The 22456-nt window shown below is 36.4% G+C and carries 18 protein-coding genes; 1 reads left to right on the top strand and 17 read right to left on the bottom strand.

What is annotated here, in order from left to right:
- Nucleotides 1-22 precede the first annotated feature (22 nt).
- Nucleotides 23-466, top strand: coding sequence for a retropepsin-like aspartic protease (locus tag GOQ16_RS03250; RefSeq protein WP_160067849.1), 444 nt, complete (start codon nt 23-25; stop codon nt 464-466).
- Nucleotides 467-539: 73 nt separating this feature from the next.
- Here the strand turns inward: GOQ16_RS03250 and GOQ16_RS03245 are convergent, their stop codons facing one another.
- From GOQ16_RS03245 to thrS, 17 genes are all read right to left on the bottom strand, one after another.
- Nucleotides 540-1727, bottom strand: a complete 1188-nt coding sequence (locus GOQ16_RS03245; protein WP_160067847.1) for a M20 metallopeptidase family protein — start codon at nt 1725-1727, stop codon at nt 540-542.
- A 7-nt stretch (nt 1728-1734) separates the two neighbouring features.
- Complete coding sequence (locus GOQ16_RS03240) at nt 1735-2805, bottom strand: dihydrodipicolinate synthase family protein (RefSeq protein ID WP_160067845.1); 1071 nt, start codon at nt 2803-2805, stop codon at nt 1735-1737.
- Nucleotides 2805-3827 carry an NAD-dependent epimerase/dehydratase family protein gene (locus tag GOQ16_RS03235; RefSeq protein WP_160067843.1) on the bottom strand — a complete coding sequence of 341 codons (1023 nt, stop codon included), beginning with the start codon at nt 3825-3827 and terminating at the stop codon, nt 2805-2807. Before GOQ16_RS03235 ends, GOQ16_RS03240 begins: the two co-directional genes overlap by 1 nt.
- Before the next feature lies 1 nt (nt 3828).
- Nucleotides 3829-5031, bottom strand: coding sequence for an Nramp family divalent metal transporter (locus tag GOQ16_RS03230; RefSeq protein ID WP_160067841.1), 1203 nt, complete (start codon nt 5029-5031; stop codon nt 3829-3831).
- A gap of 4 nt (nt 5032-5035) precedes the next feature.
- Nucleotides 5036-6568, bottom strand: coding sequence for a PQQ-dependent sugar dehydrogenase (locus GOQ16_RS03225; protein ID WP_160067839.1), 1533 nt, complete (start codon nt 6566-6568; stop codon nt 5036-5038).
- A gap of 21 nt (nt 6569-6589) precedes the next feature.
- Nucleotides 6590-8539, bottom strand: coding sequence for a ligand-binding sensor domain-containing protein (locus tag GOQ16_RS03220; RefSeq protein ID WP_160067837.1), 1950 nt, complete (start codon nt 8537-8539; stop codon nt 6590-6592).
- 12 nt (nt 8540-8551) lie between these two features.
- Nucleotides 8552-9643, bottom strand: coding sequence for a DUF4855 domain-containing protein (locus GOQ16_RS03215; protein WP_160067835.1), 1092 nt, complete (start codon nt 9641-9643; stop codon nt 8552-8554).
- A 2-nt stretch (nt 9644-9645) separates the two neighbouring features.
- Nucleotides 9646-10338: a DUF4998 domain-containing protein gene (locus GOQ16_RS03210; RefSeq protein WP_160067833.1), complete on the bottom strand. Its 693-nt coding sequence runs from the start codon at nt 10336-10338 to the stop codon at nt 9646-9648.
- Between the two features lie 10 nt (nt 10339-10348).
- The gene (locus GOQ16_RS03205; RefSeq protein WP_160067831.1) at nt 10349-11560 is read right to left on the bottom strand and encodes a DUF5126 domain-containing protein; all 1212 of its coding nucleotides are present in this window, start codon (nt 11558-11560) and stop codon (nt 10349-10351) included.
- Nucleotides 11561-11576: 16 nt separating this feature from the next.
- Nucleotides 11577-13541 (bottom strand): RagB/SusD family nutrient uptake outer membrane protein, encoded by a 1965-nt coding sequence (locus tag GOQ16_RS03200; protein WP_160067829.1) that lies wholly within the window; start codon nt 13539-13541, stop codon nt 11577-11579.
- Nucleotides 13542-13551: 10 nt separating this feature from the next.
- Complete coding sequence (locus GOQ16_RS03195) at nt 13552-16755, bottom strand: SusC/RagA family TonB-linked outer membrane protein (RefSeq protein WP_160067827.1); 3204 nt, start codon at nt 16753-16755, stop codon at nt 13552-13554.
- A 108-nt stretch (nt 16756-16863) separates the two neighbouring features.
- On the bottom strand, nt 16864-17931 hold the full coding sequence (locus GOQ16_RS03190) for a LacI family DNA-binding transcriptional regulator (protein WP_160067825.1): 1068 nt from the start codon (nt 17929-17931) through the stop codon (nt 16864-16866).
- A 160-nt stretch (nt 17932-18091) separates the two neighbouring features.
- Entirely contained in the window at nt 18092-18967 is an 876-nt protein-coding gene (locus tag GOQ16_RS03185) for a glycerophosphodiester phosphodiesterase family protein (protein ID WP_160067823.1), read from the bottom strand.
- A gap of 146 nt (nt 18968-19113) precedes the next feature.
- The gene (gene rplT, locus GOQ16_RS03180) at nt 19114-19458 is read right to left on the bottom strand and encodes a 50S ribosomal protein L20 (protein WP_149915052.1); all 345 of its coding nucleotides are present in this window, start codon (nt 19456-19458) and stop codon (nt 19114-19116) included.
- Between the two features lie 98 nt (nt 19459-19556).
- Nucleotides 19557-19757, bottom strand: coding sequence for a 50S ribosomal protein L35 (gene rpmI / locus GOQ16_RS03175; RefSeq protein ID WP_149915053.1), 201 nt, complete (start codon nt 19755-19757; stop codon nt 19557-19559).
- A gap of 39 nt (nt 19758-19796) precedes the next feature.
- A complete protein-coding gene (gene infC, locus GOQ16_RS03170; RefSeq protein WP_438865724.1) occupies nt 19797-20321 on the bottom strand; it encodes a translation initiation factor IF-3 in 525 nt (174 codons plus the stop codon).
- Between the two features lie 48 nt (nt 20322-20369).
- The gene (gene thrS, locus GOQ16_RS03165; RefSeq protein WP_160067819.1) at nt 20370-22295 is read right to left on the bottom strand and encodes a threonine--tRNA ligase; all 1926 of its coding nucleotides are present in this window, start codon (nt 22293-22295) and stop codon (nt 20370-20372) included.
- Nucleotides 22296-22456 lie beyond the last annotated feature (161 nt).

Genomic DNA, 22456 nt, shown 5'->3' with positions numbered 1-22456 from the left:
ATTTATTTGCAAAAGACATTACATGAAGATTATCCCTTTTGAGATTTTAAACCTACAGCAAGAAGGATTTCACATCATCCTACATATCGAATTATTAGAAAAGAAATTTAAAATGGTATTGGATACAGGAGCATCTAAGACTGTTTTGGACCGAAATACGTTATTAGAAGCAGGTATTGACGAGCAAAAATTGATTGAAACCAGTATACTTTCTTCGGGATTAGGAACGAATGAAATGCAGTCTGCTATGTTTACCCTTCCCTATTTAAAAATTGGCGATTGGGAATGTAAAAAGTTTGAAGTAGCTGTTTTGGATCTTTCTACTATTAATTATGCATATAGCCAAATAAATGCTGATCCCGTAGTAGGTGTACTAGGTGGAGACATTCTGTACAAGTATGGTGCTGTAATCAATTATAAGAAAAATATTCTTCAACTGAATGAGCGGGCAAGTAGGAAGAAATAATTTCATTCTATAATAGAAAATGCTCCAACTTGTAGAAATTGGAGCATTTTTTATTGCAATTATATTTAAAATACTACGTATTTAACAGTTTCAAAGCAGTATAGAGCATACCGCCGATTGATTGATCAAATGCATCTTCATCGATCTGAAAAGTTGACGTATGTAATTCTGAGTTTATTCCTTTTGCATCATTAGAAATACCAACCATATAAAATGTAGCGGGATAAACCTCCGTGTAATAGGCAAAATCTTCTGCTGCCATCCAAATATCAGATTGTAGAACCGCATGTTCACCATGATATTCGGTAAGAGATTCCGTTACAAATTGTGTTAATTTACTGTCATTTATCAAAGCTGGGTAGCCTTTTCTGATTTCAAATTCTGCAGTTGCACCATACAAAGTTGGCAGTTCCTTAATTTGTTTTTCGATCAGCTGTAATGCCCTTTCTCTCCACGCTTCATCCATTGTTCTAAAAGTTCCTTCCAAATACACTTCATTTGGAATAACATTCGTCGCGCCATTCGCAATAAATTTTCCAATAGACAATACAGAAGGAATAGCAGGATTAGCAACACGAGAAACTATTTGTTGCAGTGATATTACCAATTGAGAAGCGATTACTACCGGATCAATATTCAAATGCGGCTGAGCTCCATGTCCACCTCTACCTTTTATAGTTATATATATTTCATCTGCCGAAGCCATAAATTTTCCGGGACGAATTGCTACATGACCAACCCTATGTTTGGGCGAAACATGTAAACCTAATACGGCTTTGACAGCGTACGGCTTTAGTTTTCCCGATTCTAAAACAGTCTTAGCACCACCAGGAATTTTCTCTTCTGCAGGTTGAAAAATTCCCAACACAGTACCTGCAAATTCATGCCGATGCTGATTCAAAATTGTGAGAACGCTCAATAAATTTGCCGTATGAAAGTCATGCCCACAAGCGTGCATAACATTCTCATAAATCGAATCGAAGTCTGTGCCGTTTATTTCTTGAATAGGAAGTGCGTCAATATCTGCACGTAAGACCACACAATCTACATTCTGCGCATTCAAACCTTCTATTTTGACAAGGATGCCTGTATCTGCTACTTCTTCAAAAGTCAGTCCTTCTTGTGTCAAGACTGATTTTATATAAGCTGAAGTTTTGTATTCCTGAAATGATAATTCAGGATGCTGATGCAAATAGCGTCTCTTGTGAATAGCATCTTCTTTTATATTCGCGACAAGATCTTTGATTCGATTAATATCCATTTAATTCTTATACTGTTACCTTAAACTTATTCAAAAAATCCTTTACAAAATCATCATCATGCAAAGTCGGATAATCTTGATAAACGCGTGTCAACTCTTCTGATTGTCCCTTCGAAAGCACTTCATCTGGATTCAGACACCAGATACCTTTCATTAAGCCTTGTCTGTACAACACTTCGTGAATACCAGGTATACAACCGTGAAAATCATTGGCTACATCAAATAAAACGGCATTTACATCAGTCGTTTGATTTGCCAATACTTGAAGCTCTACCCACTTTTCGTGCGTAGGAATTGCTTTAAAAGATTTCACCTTGTCCATTAGTTCTACGGCTTTACTTGTCCATACTGCCCAATGTCCTAACAAACCTCCTCTAAATTGTACTTCCTCTTCTTTGCCATTGACATTGAATTTATAAATGGAAATCAAATCACTAACAATATTGTCATCATTACCCGTATATAATGCAATTTGATCTTTTCTTGGCGAATTTGCAATAGCTCGTACAACATCAAGTGTTTGGTATCTATTGAAAGAGGCACATTTAATTGCTTCCACATTTTCAATGTTTACAAATTCTATCCAAAATTCGTACGTAAAAATTCGTCCTCCAACAGATGGTTGTAAATAAAATCCAAACACAGGAATCACTTTGGCAACAGCTCGCGTACGATCCAATATCTCTGTTTCTGTCAAATCATGCAATCCACCCATCGACAATAACCCCATGTCATAACCATACTCAACAGCTAACTCTGCTTCTTGCAATGCCTGTTCTATAGGCCCGCAAATACCTGCTATTTTAATAAAAGGTCGATCTAAATTAGCCTCAGAAATAACATCTGCTGAAACTTGCAAGACTTTTTCAAAAAGGTTGTGCTCGGGTAATCTGATTTCGAATTGAGTCGAATGCACGCCTACAGCTACACCGCCAGCACCACTTTCGATATAATAATTAGTTAACAAACGTTGATTCTCTTCATCAAATTGTCTATTCTCATCCAAACATAATGGATGTGCTGGCAAAACCGTGCCCTCCATTAATAGCTGTTTCAGCTTATTATCTAATTTCTTCATTAAAATTTACCCTTCCTTTCTTGGAAATGTGTGTCTTTGCCAAATTCGTCTCCGCCATTCAATATCCATTGCGCTGTAATATCAATAATTTCTAAAATGCTAACTTTTGGATAACCAAAAAGACGGAAGCACTCCGATGCATTATTCAATAAAGCAGTAGGTTCTGGATCATTGACAAATTGTGGTTGCTTATTTAACGCGGTTCCCAATTTCTCTGCAATCCATTTAATAGATAGAATCTCTGGTCCCGTTACATTCAACACTTTTGCTGGAGATTCGCAATGCAATAGACTGCGTAAGGCAATTTCATTTGCGTCACTTTGCCAAATCACATTTACATTGTTGCTACTTAAATCAATAGGAGTATCATTATTTACTTGTTTCGCGATCTCACGAACAACACCATATCTAAAATCTACAGCATAATTCAATCTATAGAGCAGTATTGGTGTACTATTCTTTTTGCTGAAATAGCTAAATATACGCTCACGTCCTAAAGTACTTTGTGCATATTCACCAATTGGCTCAGGCACAATCGTTTCATCCACTCCTCCCGAGGTCAGAGGCACAAAAGGCAATACGTTACCGGATGATAAAGCAACTATTCTGGAGTTTTTAAATTTTTCAGCTACACGCCCTGGTAGATACGTATTCATCGCCCAAGTAAAATCCTCTTTCCCTGTGGCTCCAAATTTAAACCCTGCTAGGTAAATTACATTTTTCACCTCGGGAAGCTGTTGCAAGGCTGCGTCATCTAGCAAATCACAAGCTATAGTTTCTACTCCCAAATTTTCTAAATACGCTCTTCCCGCCGCATCCGAAAATCGAGAAACACCATATACCTTGCGCGATAAACCCAGTTCTTGAAGACCATCCAACAATAGTTTGGCCATACTCGGTCCCATTTTACCGCCTATTCCTAAGAAAATAAAATCACCATCAATATTCTTTAAATCCTCTAAAAAAGCACCAGAAGGTCTGGTATACTTTTGCTCTAACACATCTAAATTTTGATTTTCCATATTACTTCAAAAACATATCGTATACATTACTAAACATTAAGACAAAAATGACCGCCAAACCCAATGCTCCTACAACTTTGTAGAAAACATTGTTTGCATGTACACCCATTATCTTTTTACTATTTGCTATCACAAAAATTGAAATCCCTATAAAAGGAACTAAGAAAATAGTTACACTTTGTGCCAAGACTATTAATTCTAATGGCAACCTACCGAATGATATTGCCACGATACAGCCCAATACCATAACAATAGAAATTAGAATTTTCACTTTTTTGGAACTCAGACTGCTCCCAAAGCCTAAGGCATCACCTAACAACGCGCCGCCTACAGTCGCATTACCCACCAATGATGAAAAAGATGCGCCAAATAAACCCACAAAAAACAATGAACTTGCGTAACTGCCAAATAAAGGTTCTAAAGCTTTTCCCATTTCTGCTGCGCTACTTACATGAATTCCTTTGGGATTCAAAACAGCAGCTGCACAGATCAATACCGACGCGCTCATAAATCCCAATATTGCAACGCCTGTAAATGCTCCTCGCTCTGAACTTTTAATATCAACATTCTGCTTACTTATTTTTTTTCTTTCTTGAATCAAATATGTCTGGTAAAACGCCCCTACTAACGAAAAGCATGAAGCTGTAAAAGCTATGATAAGACCTATAGAACCATCGGGAAGGCTAGGCGCAAATCCTTTAAAGAAATGTAAAAAATTAACATCCGTCAAAAATAAAGTAGCTATAAAACAAGCCAACATCACTAAAACCAAGCCTATCATTAATTTTTCCATTACCTTATAAAAAGATGGAAAAAATAACAACACAATACCTAATACGGTAAAGGTGACAATCCAAATAGTCATCGGTGTACCCGTAGCTTCGCCAATAGCGATTCCCACGCCAATACTATTACCAGCTTGAAAAGATGTCGCTACCAAAAAAATCCCTATTCCAATAGCCACACCAATACCTTTATTAAAATGTTCTTTGATAAGGGTCAATAATGTTTTGTCTTGTGTGGCACCAATTCGAGAGCACATCGCCGTATAGGCTCCCATAAAAAATAAGGCAACAATGACAATCCACAGAAGTGAATAAGAGTAATCTGCTCCCATCTTGGAAGTAATTGTCATCTTGCTAGGACCAAATACTAGCGCAGCTGTAATGATGCCTGGTCCCAAAATATTTATAATTTTTTTCATATTGTTAATTCTTGATTGAATCCTGTCTACTTAACATCACTTCTGTCTCACCAATAGCTGACCATAAATTGCCAAAGCCTGTGCGGACGTAACTTGCGATTTTAGCGATTTCTTGATCAGATAGGAATTTAAATGAAGGCATAGCTTGATCATATTTTACACCGTTTACCTTTATTTCTCCATGCAAACCATTTAGTATGATCCGTATCAATTTTTCCTTGTTTTCAATTGTCGGTGTTTTTACTAATGGCGGAAATGTCCCTGTAATACCTTTTCCATCTTCTTTGTGACAAGACATGCAATACATATTATAAAGAGTTTTCCCGTCTTTGATTAATGACTTATCTTCGACATATTCACTCAAATAAGTTTCAGGTTTAGTAGCAATTTTCTCGATTTTTAAAATACGGTCATCCGTTTTCACTGGAAATCCCTTTTGCGGATTCCAATCTCGGTTACTCGTTGCGATATATACATTGCCTTTATTATCTGTAGTGACAGCTCTCATTCTACCATAATGATCTTTCAAATAAGTTTTCTCTTCTACAATTTTAGTTTGGTTTGCATCCAATTTTAATACGCGCAAGCTTTGATTTTTAAGACTTACTAACAATAAACTATTTTCCCATTCGGGAATAAAACTATTCGCATAATATTTCAATCCTGCTGGTGCGATTACTGGTGTCCAAGCTTTTATAGGTTCTGTACGCGGACTTTTAGACGCTATAATTTTTTCTTGTTCAGTATCGTGATAACCTTCAATTTCAATCCAGCCATAATTATGTCTTGGTCTGACCCAATTGATCTCATCTTCAATAGCATCACCATGTTCCGAAGTCATGATATTTCCTTTTGCTGTCAACGTCATGCCCTGAATATTTCGGAATCCCCACGCATAGACATATGAATTTGCGATAGGATTATCTGTCGGGATATGACCATGATCAGTCATGCGCAACACTTTTCCATTTAAAGTTGTTGAATCTTGCGCATGTGTCAATGAATGAGCATCTCCTGTAGCCCAATATAAAAAGCCTTCGTTATCAAATAGCAATCTTGAGCCATTGTGTCCATTTGCACCCTCAATTTTTAAGAGAATCTTGCTGCCTACGACTTTTCTATCCTTGTACTCCAATTTTGCTAACTCAGAAAATATTTCTTCCCCATTTTTTACCGTGTAACACACGTAGATAAATGGCTTTTTAACGAAATCTGGATGAATTGCCATTCCTAATAGTCCTGCAGTCCTTTCATGAAACACATTGGGTACATCGTACAGGTGGTGCATACTATTATCCGATAAATCAATTTCAGATAGTCTACCTTTAATCTCCGTCACAAACAAAGAATTAGTACTTTCATTGAATTGAATATCCCAAGGAACATCCAGATTTTCTTGAATAGTTGAAATACCTACGTAGGAATTCTCACCTATTTTTAAATAGTCAATAAATTCTTTTTGAGAGATGCTATCACAAGCTATGGTACTAATCAGAGAACCAAGCATAGCGATTATGATCAATGTATTTAATTTCACAGGTTATTGTTTAGTGGCAATTTAATATCCTTGTGGAGTATAACTCCATAAGTCCGTCCCAATCCTAAAATAAACCTTATTATTTGTTCCTAAAATCATTAAGCTAGGTTTATCCATTAACATCTTAAGTTCATCATTTTTAATGTCATAACTATAAAATTTATCTGTTAATGTGAAATAAATCAAACCATTGGGATGTGAGATCGCCAAACCATTACGCCAAATATGACTTGGAAATTGGTTATACTTGTAAACTTCTTTCTTAAATACGACTTTACGTTTGTGCACATCATATTTCACTAATGTACCATCTGCGAAAGCCCATAATTCATTGTCAGGACCTTTAAAAAGTCCTGTTATAGACCAATGGTTATCGATGGAATCAGTCCATAGAACTTTCTTATTGATAGGATCCCATTCAAATATTTTACCTCTTTTTTCTGTTGGAATAGCTCCTAATCCACCTGAAATAGACGTTCCTCCGATTATTTTCCCATCAAATGTGATGAACGACATTACGGAATGGTTAGGTATTACATTTTCATAAGTTTCATATTTATCCGTTTTCACATCCAAATGTGTAATTGCTCCTCCCAAACGTCCATAGCCGGGAACTGTACCAAATAAAACCTCTTGGCGACTCGCTATTGGTAACACAGCAAATGGTCTATCCTGATTTTTGATTGCTCCAATAAATTTTGGACTCCCAACGCGAAGATTCCATGGTTTCGTCACATCATATGAAAATAACTCGGCATGGGTATAATTACCAAAATAAATTGTATTACCTAAGCTTCCCATCCCTTCACTTTGGTGCAAGCCCATATAGTTTTCGTGCTTGCCAGTTTCCGGATCGTATGTTCCATGATTACCGGCTAAGTAACCTCCACTCCATACTTTATTGTCTGGTCCCCAAAAAATTGACTGAATACTAATTGGTGCTTTGGGTACATCCAGCGTAATTTCTTTGACAATTTCTCCTGTAGTCACGTTTACTGTATAAACTTTATGCGAAGCAGTAATCACATTGTAATGTCCATTATTATCGAAATAACCTGCTCTTCCTCGTCCATTGATTTTAGCAATTTCTTTTGGTTCTAACTTATTATCTGCAAAATCTAATACAAAAACTTTTCCTGCAGCAGTATAATAAATCAGATTAGACTTATCCTTCTTTGCTATTGATTTTACCTCAATCGTCGAAAATCTCTTTTCGTACCTCTTAGTTTTAAGGTTATAAATAACAGTTTCAAGTTTTTTTGCACTATTGAACCAACCGATAATACGATCACCTCCTTTGACATCAGCAATCAATTCCATGTCGTACATGAATTCGTGATGCTTATCTTCTTCTGCTATTAATTGTGATTTAACACTCGATTTCAAATCGATTTCGACCAATCCTGCATGCGAACCAACACCTGCATACACCTTATTGGTTTTCTGATCAAACACTACGCTACGGACATAATCTTCGCCATGTTGTACAGTGCCCATGCCAACATCTCTGAATCCTGTTTTGGAATCATATTCAAAAACCTGACAGCCGGGATATGTTCCTCCATATATTTTACCGTCTTTACCGGCTACCAAATCCCACACGACTTTCTGATTTGGCAATACAACGCCCAAGTCCTTCGCTTCTTTATCACCTAATGAATAACTATACATTTTTCCGTTTCCAGAAATGTAAATTACATTGTCCGAAGAAACCTCCATATCCCACGCCCCATCGGTACCGTGCAATTCAGAATTGACAATCAACTTTTGTGACGACAACTCATAACCAACTAATCGTGCTGGTACGCCTCTCACTACAGTAAAGACATATTCCTTGTTAGATTTATCTTTGATAAAATGACTGCCCTGAATTGCTGCCGCAAAAACTTGTGGACCGTGATTCACAAATTGTGCTTCAGCGCTATAGCCTAAACAAATAGCGAAAGCTAGTATTAAATGTTTTTTCAGCATGTTATTTTATAGTTAGTATTTTGAATCTTCTCTTAATTGTCTGTTAATTATAATTGTTGCTAAATCATGGTATGCTTTTCGCAATACAGGGTCATTCGATCTAAACATCTTAAGCCAAGTACCTCCACCTTCGTAGTATGCTATAGGTAATTTATCCCATGCTTTAGCATTTTGAAAAGCATCAATATAATCATAGTATCGGGCTCTAAATTGAGGATCTAATATATTATCATCAAATTCCATCTCTAATCCCATCTTGTATTGTTCACTATTAGCTATAGCTCTATCAAACAATGTCTTAGGCCGATCTAGTTGAAAAAAATAATTTGGCTGTTGATAAGCAACATCAAAACCCGCTTCTTTCCATTTTTCAGCTCCTTGTGCATACATATAGGGTATCCAATAAAATTTCAACCCCTTACTACGTATGTAATTTCCAATTTCAACCAATATATTATCTGAATTCTTTTGAGTCTCTGCTACCCAATAAAAACCATCTAATGTTACATTCTCGAAATTTTTCTTTTTCCACTCATCCAAGGCATAATCAATATACCATTTAGATGCAGTTACTCTGTCCGTGTTATTTCTAAAATTTAATTTTTTAGCATCTGCCAAACCCCAATTTTCAAAATCTTTAATTGGTTCTGGTAGCGTAAGAACTACCTTTCTATCTCGCTTTGGTAACTCTTTACGCTTATATAATTTGCCAAGTGCACTATTTAATGCAGAAACTCCTTTACCTTCTTCTAAATTCCTCGATATTAACCACATCCATTCATTTTTACCTGCAGGTTTCCCTCCATAACCTTCTGCATACATAGAACCCTTATTATCTTTAAATTCAATAAAAAGAAATCCATCATACAGCCAACTACGTTTTCCCTCATTCGAAATGGATATATATGGAGCCAATTCTTCTTCCGTATAATCTAATCTATGGGTTCCACCATGATAAAGTAAAACTAAGTCTGAGATATACTTTGTTTTAATCGGCTCAATAACTTCTGTCGTATCTTTAGATACAATATCTGGAGCTGGCAGCTGTTCATTTGGCGAACAGCTAACCAATCCCAAATAGGTAAAAATAATATATTTAATCACAATCAGTATTTTATAGGTATTAATTGTACAGGGGCATAGAATGTGTCAATTGCAGCTGTATCAGGCTTATACATTGTTCTATATTCCATGTTAATATTGTTTTCAACACGAGTATAGGATGAAGATGACACTGTAGGTAGCGCAATCGGGTATCTCGGTAGGTTTCCTGTAGCCGCAGTTGTAATATAGTATAATTGTGTACCAATAGATGTATTGGGCGAAGGTCCCCAAGTAATAGCTACACCTTGATTAGATGGTGTAAATGCTACATTAGTAATGATTCTATTAAACAAAGTTGATTTATAAAAATCACCATAAGATCTACCACTTACATTGCTTGACAATGATTTAACACCATTATCATGAAAATGAACAACATCAAAACTATAAACTCCCTCTGCAAGAGGTATGACTGTCTCTATCGTATCAATGCCAGGTTTTCGAGATATGGATACATCTACAGAATCAGACTTGTTTCGCCAATAAACTCTTGCTTTTACAATATTGGGATCCGAAAGAATATTCCATCTTAACATGATACGATTGTCTCCCGATAAAGCGACCAAATTTTCAGGTTTTGCAGCGTATTGAGTTTCTCCAGCGGCAATGTATTTTGAAATATCTCCATTTTTCGTACAATTGTAAAATGTCGATAAAAACATACAGCCAATAATTGTTACAAATATTTTTTTCATAGAATGTATCTTAAATTTCACTACCCCAGAACATTACCTCAGCAAAACTCATGTTCTTGCTATTTGACCAATTTTTAAGACCTTTTATTCGTATATAACGAACAGTGGGTTCACTGTCTAAGTTAAGATTGTCTCCACCTTCCCAGAATTTCTTATCTGCTTCCGTTACAACACTTGCTGCTGAGCCTGCTGCAGTGATACCTGAAGGTTTAAATTGTTCGTACTCTCCTAATTTAATCCAACCGTCCCAACTACCATCTACAGGCGGTGGACCTGGATGTCCCCAAATTTCAAAGGCTTTTACAGCTCTATTCTCAAATTTGTAGTAATGCATCAACCGCATTCTTGTAACCTTTGCATTTACTCCCAAATCCATAGTAATATGTAAAGGGAAATCACGTGTATCATTAGTCGTCATAGTTTTGTAGGTAAAACCTTCTGCCCAAGTACGCATATAGATATTATCCCACAAAAACTCAAAACGTACAGTAGGCTCTGATAATGGAAATAATATAGCATCTCCTGGAAGCTCTACCTTTTTGAATTTACTGCGATCTAGCAAACTTTCGTATAATGGCGTGAGGTGTTTATACAATGTATCTGAAGTATTGCCCCATCTATCTTTGACAAATAATCCAAAATAATTTTCTTCAGTCTTCATTCCTCTGAATGAATGTGTCAAACTTTTCGCATTAGAATAAATGGAATTATATTGACCAAATTCTCCCAAGCTGTCATTAGCCAATAATATAGCCCCCAAATTAGCTTCACTATCATTATTCCATCTGATTTTTACGCCCCCAAAATCAGGCTCAATTGATAGACTCTCAAATACTTTTAAATAAGGAGGAGTCAATGGAGTTAAATTCATTGTTGTTGGCTCTGACTTAACATTACCTCTGCTTACAGCATATACATTTACTTTGTGAACTTGCTCCTTTGCCAATCCTATAATCTCAATCGTATTGATATATTTGGAAGAAACGAATTCTCGCTTAGAACCATCTGGCATTTCGACTTCAGCCAGCACATAGGATAATGATTGGTCAGAAGGCAAACTGTAAGTTAAGATTCCTCCTCCAGCTGTTGGTTCTATCTGAATATTGGAGACTTTACCTTCTATTGCAAGACCGCCTTCATAGGATATGTGTTTTTCTTCAGTACACGAATTACTAAACGCAATACTTATTGCTAGTATGAATGTGTTAAATATCTTTTTCATAGTGTTACAATTATTATTACCATCCTGGATTTTGAACCAAATTTGGATTGACTAACAAATTATTTTCACGAATTGGCCAGAAGTAATCTCTTGGTGCGACAAATTGTATGTTATATAAATTAATAATGCGCCAGTATTCTGTATCCGTTCTTCCGTCTGTATACCATCCGCGAATTGGCTGGTTTTGAAGTAGCTCGGCTGTTTTCCATCTGCGTAAATCCCATATACGATGTCCTTCAAAAGCCAGTTCAATTCCTCTTTCTTGCATTATAATAGATCTTAAGCCTTCTTTTGTAGTTGGTTTATTTGGATTCTTTGAATAATTTGTCCATGAACTAATTACACCAGATAACCCTGCACGCTCACGAATTTTATCCAAATATTGAATAGCCTCCTGTCTTCTATCTGTTTCATTCGCGGCTTCTGCAAACAACAAATACAAATCAGCCAACCGCATTTCTGGTTTTGGATATTTTTCGGTAGTATACTTAGCTCCAGGATTCGTACCTATCATCACATAATTCCAATTCACGAGTTTTTTTGCCCAATAGCCTGTCACATTATACGAGTCACCATATCCTTTACCTCCTACTTCACCATTTTTACCTTTGACATAGAATGTATTTTGTTCATCGGAATTTCCCGTATTTCGCATAAACCATTTTGCGCCATCGAAAGCAACTGAACCATAAAATCTATTTTCTCTGTTGAAATGTAATTTTGGACCTTTATGTCCTACTACAAGATTAAAACGATCCGCAACAGTAGCTGTCTGCAAATCGTAACGACCTTGGTAATCAAAATTTATATCTTCTTCTAACGGCACGCCATTATCAGAATAGAATAATTCTGCCATCCTCAACGTCACGGATAAATAAGAACTCCAATCTGGAGTGTACGTAGCAGTAGCACTGTGATTGATTTTACCCGCCATATTTGAATTTTGGACGTCATAAATATTCGTTTCTTGATGATTATTTATGCCCCAAATTAATTCCTCATTCCACTTTTCTGTTACTGCACCACGGACATTCATTTGATAAGTAGTCGAATCTGACAAACGAAGCGAGAAGTTATTAAAATAATACAATTTGTGATTGCTGCGTTCAGCTACTTCTATAGCTTCTTTACCAGCCTCGTAAGCACGTTCCCATTTGGATTGATCATAAGAAGGATTAAATAACTGTACACCATCTCTATCTTTAAAACTTGCATAATCAGGATTTCCATTAAACAAAGGACTTGCTACTGTCACCCATAATTTTGTTTTCAGCATCATTGCTGCAGTTTTACTTACTCGTCCTGCTTCAGTTGATAAATTGGTGATGGCATCTGGTAGTCCAACTGCTGCCTCATCCAACAAATTAGAAATAAAGACTGCAACTTCATCAACAGGTTGTCTTTTTACACGTACTTCTTCAGGTGTAGCTGAAATCGGTATAGCCATATCCATAATCGGAATTGGACCATACATACGCATTAGACAGAAATGAAAATATGCTTTAAGAAATTTGATTTCACCAATCCAACGCTCACGTTCAACATCATCTAAATCTGGAACCGCATGCTTTGTTTCAACATAATCAAGAAAAATATTACATTCACGTATAGCTTGCCAAAAATTGACAGCATGATTGCGTCCATCCCAAAAACTAACCAATGGATCAATAATATTTTGCTCTCCTCTAGCTATTTTCCAAGGCGATTCTATTGCATAGTTTTGACCAAAATAAGTCCACATTTCATCCCCACCCAAAAATGAAATATTTGCTTGTGCATTACCTGTTCCAGTCCTAGAAAAAGTATAGGAGTAACATTTATGAATGAATTTTTCTGCCTCCTGTCGACTAGAAAAAGCGTGATCTAAGGTTGGAATATTATCAGGAATTACGTCCAGATAATTCCTGCAGCTACTTAATCCTGTTATTGACAATAAAATAGTTGCAAGTGTTATTTTTATATATTTGTTATTCGCATTCATTTTTCAAAAATTAAAGACCTATACTCATACCAAAATTATATACCCGTTGAATTGGATATCCTAAACCATTTCCTCCCATTTCAACATCCCAAAGTTTAAATTTGCTCCATGAAAGTAAATTTAAACCTGAAGCATATAATCTTATATTGTCCAATTTCATTCTCTTAAGCCAATTCCCCTTGATATTATATCCGACTTCCACACTTTTTAAGCGCATAAATGAGCCATCACGCATCCACCAAGTGGAGGTTTGATTATTGTTTGTGACCTGATAATTCGAGAGTCTTGGAAAAAATGCATAAATATCCCTATTATCCTCAGACCAGTGGCTATTTGCAATCACATCAAGTAAACCATTCTTTGTTTCCAATCCACCTACTGTCGATGTGACAAATGGAGTGATGCTTGATGGTGATATGAAAAGTGATGATCTTGCTGATCCTTGGAAGAAAGCATTAATGTCCAAATTCTTAATCCCGTAAGAGAAGCCAAATCCATAAATAACTTCAGGAACCGTTGGCTGACCAATAGGAACTCTATCTAGAGCAGAAATTATTCCATCACCATTAATGTCTTTGTATTTGATATCTCCTCCTTTATAGTCTTCAAATTGGGTTGGTGAGTTAGCTACCTCATAATCATCTATAAACAATCGTTCTGCTATATATCCATAAGATTGATGGATAGAATTACCCACTCGGGATAGATATTGAGAATTTGCATTGTAGCTTGGCTCTTCATACTTCAAATACTTGCTTAACGCATACGTAAAATTACCTCGTAGGGTCAGCCATGTATTGTTGTAAAAGCTCTTTGTATAATCTACAGACATATCAACACCTTGCTTTTGGCTTTCACCAACATTCGCTTGCACTGCAGCTGTAAGCCCCATTTCGACTGGTATGTATGATCTTGTCATCAATACATTCTTGTAGAGCTCTCTAAATGCGTCAATTTCTATATTCAAACTATTAAAAAGACCTAATTCTAAAGCAACATTTGATTTATAGGAAGTTTCCCATGTTATATCGCGATTTTCATACCTTGTTACGGCTACACCAGGTTTTGTATAATCGTAATTATAACCAAATGTATACCCCCCCGTATTCAGATTAACATTGGCTAAGAAAAAGAAACGATCTAACTCATTCCCAATTTGGTCGTTACCTACTAGACCATATGTTCCTCTAAGCTTAAATTTATTTATAACAGGAGTAACTGGTTTAAAGAAGGATTCATTATGAATATTCCATGCTAAACCCACTGATGGAAAGAATCCGTATTGTTTGTCTCCCCAAAATCTTTCTGAACCATTATAACCAAAATTAACTTCTGCTAAATATTTAGAATCGTATCCGTAGGTTACACGTCCTGAAATTCCTTGGTTTCGTTTCGGTAGAGAAAGTTGGAGCGAAGCTTCATTTGCTGATTGATAATGAGACGCAAGATAAATTAACGTCGCACCAAAATCACTTTTATTAATACTTCCGTTATAATTTAGCGCTGCTTCCACATAATTATATTTGTTAATTAATTTCGATCCAGGGGTATAGCTTAAATAGGGCGTACCTGGTGTACCTTTCAAATATTCCAATCCAACAAAACCTAATTCTTTATCAAAAACAGATGTGTAATAAAATGGATCTTGAGATCTAGAAAGAGAATGCTCCGAATTACGTCTTGTATAACCCATGATGCGAGCATTCAAACCTTTGGTAATGAAATCTAAATTTTGCTTAATTTCACCTTGCACAGTCACATAAGAACGTTCATTCAATTGATAGCCAGATAATGAATTCGCTAATGGATTCACATAGCGCGCTGGGGTAACAGATTCGCCTCCAACCTGAATAGCATTATATGGTGCATTTCCAAACAATATGTGATCAACTCCTGGAAAATACGAACTTGGGAAATACGCAGGGAACGATACAGGATCGCTTTTTAACACTTGATTGAATATTGCTGAACCACCGCCTATAGGTCCATTGTATTCATAGAATTGGCCTTGCATACGTACAATTGCCTCTGTAGTAGGCGCAAGCTTAAAGTTAACATTCGATCGAGCTTCATAATTTGTTGCTTTAACATTGCTATTAAATCCCTGACCTTCAATGTTTTTAAGCACACCATTATCAATATTCGCAGTACCTGCTATATAATATTGCCCCTTAGCACCTCCACCACTGATATTTCCATTCACACGTGTATTGTTAGTGTAATCTTTTATCATCAAAGCCATCCAATCATTATTCGGAAATAAGTAGGGATCTCTATTTAATTCAGTCATATCAATTTTCGTCTGACTATAGGGCTCATCACCCAACGGATCTCTTGTCTTAATAGCTTCATTTGACAATTTCATATAAGCTAGGTTATCTGCTAATTTGAAGTTTTGAGTATTAGATGAGACAGAATTTTCTAATCTCATATTAATCTTAGTAGGCCCTTCTTTACCACTTTTGGTAGTAACTAAGATCACACCATTAGCACCACGTGCACCATAAAGTGCAGCAGCAGATGCATCTTTTAATACAGAAAATCCTTCTATATCATCGGGTTGTATCCGTGCCATCTCGTTAGCAGAGATTTCCATTCCATTCAATAGAATTAAAGGATCTACTTTACCAGTTCCAAATGACCCTACTCCACGAATAAAAAAAGATGCGTTATCTTGTCCTGGTTCACCGCTACGCTGATATCCTATCACACCAGAAACTCGTCCAGCTAGCATTGTTGTTAAATTAGAGGTTGGACCTTTGAGTTCTTTAGGGTTAACATTGGTGATGGAACCAACTAGTGTTTCCTTTTTCTGTTGACCAAAAGCAACGACCACCACTTCCCCGATTTCGTTTGGATCTTCTTTCAACACAACTGTCAACATAGATTGATTATTAATTGGTACATCCTGAGGTAAGTATCCTGTGTACGTTACCGTAAGGATAGCTGTCATCTCGATATTCGGAAAACTAAATTCGCCCTTTGAATTAGTTTGCGTTCCGACAGTTGAGCCCTTAATAGTAACCGTAGCACCCGTAATAGGAGTTCCTAGTGAATCTATCACCACCCCTCGAACCACAGATTGATAGTTTTCAATACCGATTACACTTGCTTCTGTTAACGTTACCGTAAACAAGATTGTAAAAATTGTCAATAATAATTTACACCCCTGTTTTGGTAAATGAATGAGATCTAACAATAGATTTTTTCTCATAATATAGGTTTTTTTTAGGATTAAAAAATTGTTTCGTAATACATTTCATAGGCTTTCTATGTAATACACTGCAAGCTATATAAAAAAAAATACATATTAAAATTTTTTTTAATTTTCATAAAATGCATAATTTTCTTTGGTCAGTATATCTATCGGCATAGACTTGAATTCATTAGTACTCTCTTTCAGTAAAAAATAACGGTACAAGTGATTTAATGCTAGGTATCCTTGCTTATCTGGACGTTGACAGATTAAGAAATCGACATAGCCTTTGGAGAGGTAGTCAACATTCGATTTCAAGAAATCAAATCCTATAATGTGGGGCTTGGAAACTTCTTGATGTTCGTGAAAAAACTTTGCAACGATGGAAACACGTGAATTCGTCACAAAAACTACATCAGGTCTCAGTTCGTAATTCAATCGCAGTAATTCCGGCTCGATTTCATCGTAATTGTTGAATGGAATATCTTTTACTTCAAGTTGATATGCTTTGTTCAGCTCATTTAAATAATCTCTATACCCTTCTATCTTAGTATTTAGGTATTTGTAATTTTCGAGTCCTTTGGCAACATTCAAGATCAAAACTTTAGAGTGTTCTTTAACAAGGTAAGATGTCAAATTACCGGCTAACTTACCTGTACTATACAAATCGGGACCTATATAGCCCATGGACGAATGACCAGGGATATCTGAGTTGATAAAAATCGTATGAATATTCCTTGCCTTACATTCCTTGACAAATTCCTTCGTTTCTTCAATAAAAATTGGAGCGATGATAACTGCATTAAATTTTTTACTTAATAATCTCTCTGTTGCATCATGAAATGTCTGCTCTGCCTCTTGATCAAAAAAGAAGACTTCAATGAAAATCCCAAAAGAACTAAACTCGGAAATTCCTTTATTAATTCCGTCCAAACACAATTGCCAATAACCCGTTTCTAATGAGGTACGTGGAATAACAACAGCAAAGCTTAAATTATTTTTTACAGATAAAGATCTTGCATACAAGTTTGGCTGATAATTATACTCTTTGATAATATCCTTGATTTTTTGTCTTGTGGCCTCCGATACATCCTTTCGATTATTAAGCACGCGATCCACTGTTGCGATGGACACATTAGCGATCCGCGCAATGTCTTTTATACCAAACTTTTTTCTCTCTTCTTTTTCACTCATAATTATTCGTTTACCTAAAAATATATTAATTACTAAAGTATTAATAAATATTCATAGACCTTTAATAGAATTATATGATTTAAGAAAAAATACCAATAAAATCAGCCTCTATTAATCAAATTTTCAATAACAAAGATTACAAAATCGACACTATAGTTAATTATTTAATAGCCTTACTAACCTCAATTGGGAAATCGGACTCAAGGATAGATGCACCATCCGCGAATACAGCTTTGTATTTTTGAGCTCTCTCTTCCAGAGTTTTAAGTTTGTCGTAAGTCGGTGCTGTAGAAATCATACACATCACTCCTTCGTCCAGAAAGTATTTGTACATGTCTTGATTGGCGTCGTTAATCTCTGGGCCAATGTATACAATCATGCGATTGAATGGCAACCCCGAATGAATGAATTTGTCCAATGCCGCTTTATTCTTGATGTGCATAGACAAGTATTGATTGGGATTCTTATCCAAATAAAACTTTGCTTGCTCTATAGTATGCACTGTGACCCATACCCAATTGTATGCATTATGTTTTCGGATGATTTTGGCAGTAGTTTCTAAAGGCAGATCTTTTTTGTCAAGATTCAAAATCGTTTTACCTTTAGCCCATTTTATCATTTCATCCAAGGTGTTGATTTTATACGTAGTGACATTGCCCTTGGCGTCTTTGAGATTTAGCTTCTTTAATTCTTTCCAGGTGTAGTCACTTACCTTTCCTGTACCTGTTGTAGTACGATCCAATGTTGCATCGTGCACCATCACCGCAATGCTATCCTTTGTCAAGCGCGGATCTACCTCAAAAATTGCGTAAGTATGCTTTAGCACTTCTTCCATGGCTACAATTGAATTCTCTGGCATACCATACTCTATCGTTCCACGATGACCGCTAATGATCTTCTTATCCTTTGCATATGTAAAATAAGCCTGCATTTCAGCGATGGTCTTAAAATTTAGTTTATGCAATTTTTGAGCAAACACATTGTTTTGAATACTTAAAAAAGTCAGAAGGACAAGGAGGAATATTGGTTTTTTCATAGTACATCAAATTTAGAATATTGCTGCACTTTCCGAGCATTTTATAGATTATATTTTGGTTAAATCAATTGTATCATAAAACAAAAAAAGGAACTCTTACGAGTTCCTTTTATATCTAACAAATTGATAGCGGTTTAAAAACTAAATTATTTTACTGCGTCAATAACTGCTTTGAAAGCATCTGGGTTATTCATTGCTAAGTCAGCTAATACCTTACGGTTTAAGCCGATGTTTTTAGCATTTAATTTACCAATCAACTGCGAATAAGAAATTCCGTGTTGACGAGCACCAGCGTTAATACGTTGAATCCATAAAGCTCTAAACTCGCGTTTTTTGGTTTTACGGTCGCGGTAAGCGTACTGTAAACCTTTTTCTACTGTATTTTTAGCAATAGTATATACTTTGCTACGTGAACCGAAATAGCCTTTAGCTAATTTCAAAATTCTTTTTCTTCTTCTTCTCGAAGCTACTGCGTTAACCGAACGTGGCATATTTGTAAAAATTAAATTTGGTATGAGGCGCTGTGTTTTTCAACTAGCTTACAACCTAATACCCGGTTATAAAATATTGTGAATTTTGCTGAAAACGATTATTTACCAATCGCTAACATGCGTTTTACGTTACCTGTATCAGCGTCAGAAACTAATGCTGCGTGAGTCAAGTTACGTTTTTGTTTTGTAGTTTTCTTAGTCAAGATGTGGCTTTTGAAAGCACTTTTTCTCTTGATTTTACCTGTTCCAGTCAATTTGAAACGTTTCTTAGCGCTGGAATTGGTTTTTACTTTTGGCATAATACTTATTATTTTATATCAATCTGTTAGAATATCTTTTTATTTTTTAATTCCTTTAGGAGCCAATGTCAAAAACATACGTTTACCTTCCAATTTTGGCAACAATTCTACTTTACCGTACTCTTCTAACGCTTGCGCGAAACGCAACAACAAGATTTCACCTTGCTCTTTGAATACGATAGCACGACCTTTGAAGTGAACGTACGCACGTACTTTTTCACCTGCCTCTAGGAAACGCATAGCATGTTTTAATTTGAATTCAAAGTCATGCTCACTTGTATTAGGTCCAAAACGGATCTCCTTAATAATCGTTTGCTTCGCATTCGCTTTGATTTCCTTTTGTTTTTTCTTTTGTTCGTAAATGAATTTACTATAATCCACGATTTTACAAACAGGCGGCACAGCATTTGGCGAAATCTCTACTAAATCTAACTCCAACTCATCAGCCATTTCCAATGCCTTACGCGTAGGATACACTCCTGGCTCAACATTATCACCCACTAAACGTACTTCAGGCACACGTATAAATTCATTTATGCGATGCTCTGGTTCTTTCTTTCTCATTGGTGGTCTTGGACCACTAGGTCGTTTTAATGCCAAATGTTTAAATTTTTAAACGGTTATTTCTTTTATTAATAAATCTCTAAATTCTTGCGCTGTCATAGAACCCAAATCCACTGACCCGTGTTTACGAACAGAAATTGTGCCACTTTCCATCTCTTTTTCCCCTACAATCAACATATAAGGCAATTTTTTAACTTCGGCGTCACGGATTTTGCGTCCTACCTTCTCGTCTCTAAGATCGATCAGACCGCGAATATCGGAATTATTTAGCGAATCTAAAAGATTTTGAGCATATTCTTCGTATTTTTCTGACACTGGCAAGACGATAAATTGCTCAGGCGCAAGCCATAACGGGAACTGTCCACCACAGTGTTCGATCAATACCGCAACGAATCTTTCTAATGAGCCAAATGGCGCACGGTGAATCATCACTGGACGGTGCTTTTGATTGTCCGAACCCGTATATTCTAATTCAAAACGTTCTGGCAAATTGTAATCTACTTGGATTGTACCCAACTGCCATTTACGTCCCAATGCATCCTTAACCATGAAATCCAATTTTGGACCATAAAATGCGGCTTCACCGTATTCTACAACAGTTTTTAGTTCTTTTTCAGCTGCTGCTTCAATGATTGAATTTTCGGCTAATGCCCAATTTTCATCCGAACCAATATACTTAGAACGGTTTTCAGGATCTCTTAGCGACACCTGTGCCGTGAAATCTTCGAAACCTAACGCGCCAAAAACGTATAATACTAAATCAATTACTTTTTTGAACTCGTCTTTTACTTGATCAGGACGACAGAATAAGTGCGCATCATCTTGCGTAAACCCACGAACGCGTGTCAATCCATGCAACTCGCCCGATTGCTCGTAACGATATACTGTACCGAACTCCGCAAAACGAACGGGCAAATCTTTGTACGAACGAGGTTTTGTTTTGTAAATCTCACAGTGATGAGGACAGTTCATCGGTTTCAAGAAGAATTCTTCCCCTTCCACAGGTGTGTGAATCGGCTGGAACGCATCCGCACCATATTTCTCGTAGTGACCCGATGTGATATACAAATTCTTGTTACCAATATGCGGTGTGATTACAGGCTCGTAACCTGCTTTCAACTGTGCTTTTTGTAAAAAGTCTTGTAATTTCTGACGTAATGCAGCACCTTTTGGCAACCACAATGGCAGACCTGCACCTACTTTCTCCGAGAAAGCAAACAGTTCTAACTCTTTACCCAATTTACGGTGATCACGTTTTTTCGCTTCTTCGATGAATTTCAAGTATTCAGTTAATTCAGAAGCTTTCGGGAAAGTAACACCATAAATACGTGTCAATTGTTTGCGACTTTCGTCACCTCTCCAATACGCACCAGCTACGTTTGTTAATTTGATAGCTTTGATAAATCCCGTATTTGGAATATGTGGACCACGGCACAAATCCGTAAAATTTCCTTGTGTATAGAATGTGATAGAGCCGTCTTCTAGATCTTTAATCAAATCCAGTTTGTACTCATCACCTTTTTCTGTGAAATATGCAATGGCATCAGCTTTGGAAACTGCTTTGCGATCAAAAACTTCTTTTTGTTTCGCCAACTCCAACATCTTGTCTTCAATCTGTTTGAAGTCATCTGATGAGAATTCTCTATCACCAAAATCTACATCATAGTAGAATCCTGTTTCGATATTTGGACCAATACCAAATTTGATACCTGGATAAAGCGCTTCTAGAGCTTCAGCTAATAAGTGCGCTGATGAATGCCAAAAGGTAGATTTACCTTTATCGTCATTCCAAGTCAACAATTTCACCGCTGAATCTTGCTCAATTGCACGAGAAGCATCCCATACTTCACCATTTACTTCGGCAGCTAAGACATTTCTAGCTAATCCTTCAGAAATAGACAATGCCACTTGCATCGCTGTTGTCCCTTTTTCGTACTGACGTACTGAGCCGTCAGGTAGTGTAATGTTAATCATCAACAATTATGATTTAAAATTTTTGAATTTAATAATGCTGTATTTAGTTACAATGCTTACAAACACACTGCATACCTACTAAAATCCGCGAGGTGCAAATTTACTAATTATTTAACCAAATAGAGAAGGATGTGAAAAATGAAAAGGCTTTGACGTTGATT

Origin of the sequence: Sphingobacterium bovisgrunnientis, from assembly GCF_009829085.1 — a bacterium.
Lineage (GTDB): Bacteria > Bacteroidota > Bacteroidia > Sphingobacteriales > Sphingobacteriaceae > Sphingobacterium > Sphingobacterium bovisgrunnientis.
Note: the sequence above shows the minus strand (reverse complement) of the source record. Positions and strands in the feature narration are given on the sequence as shown.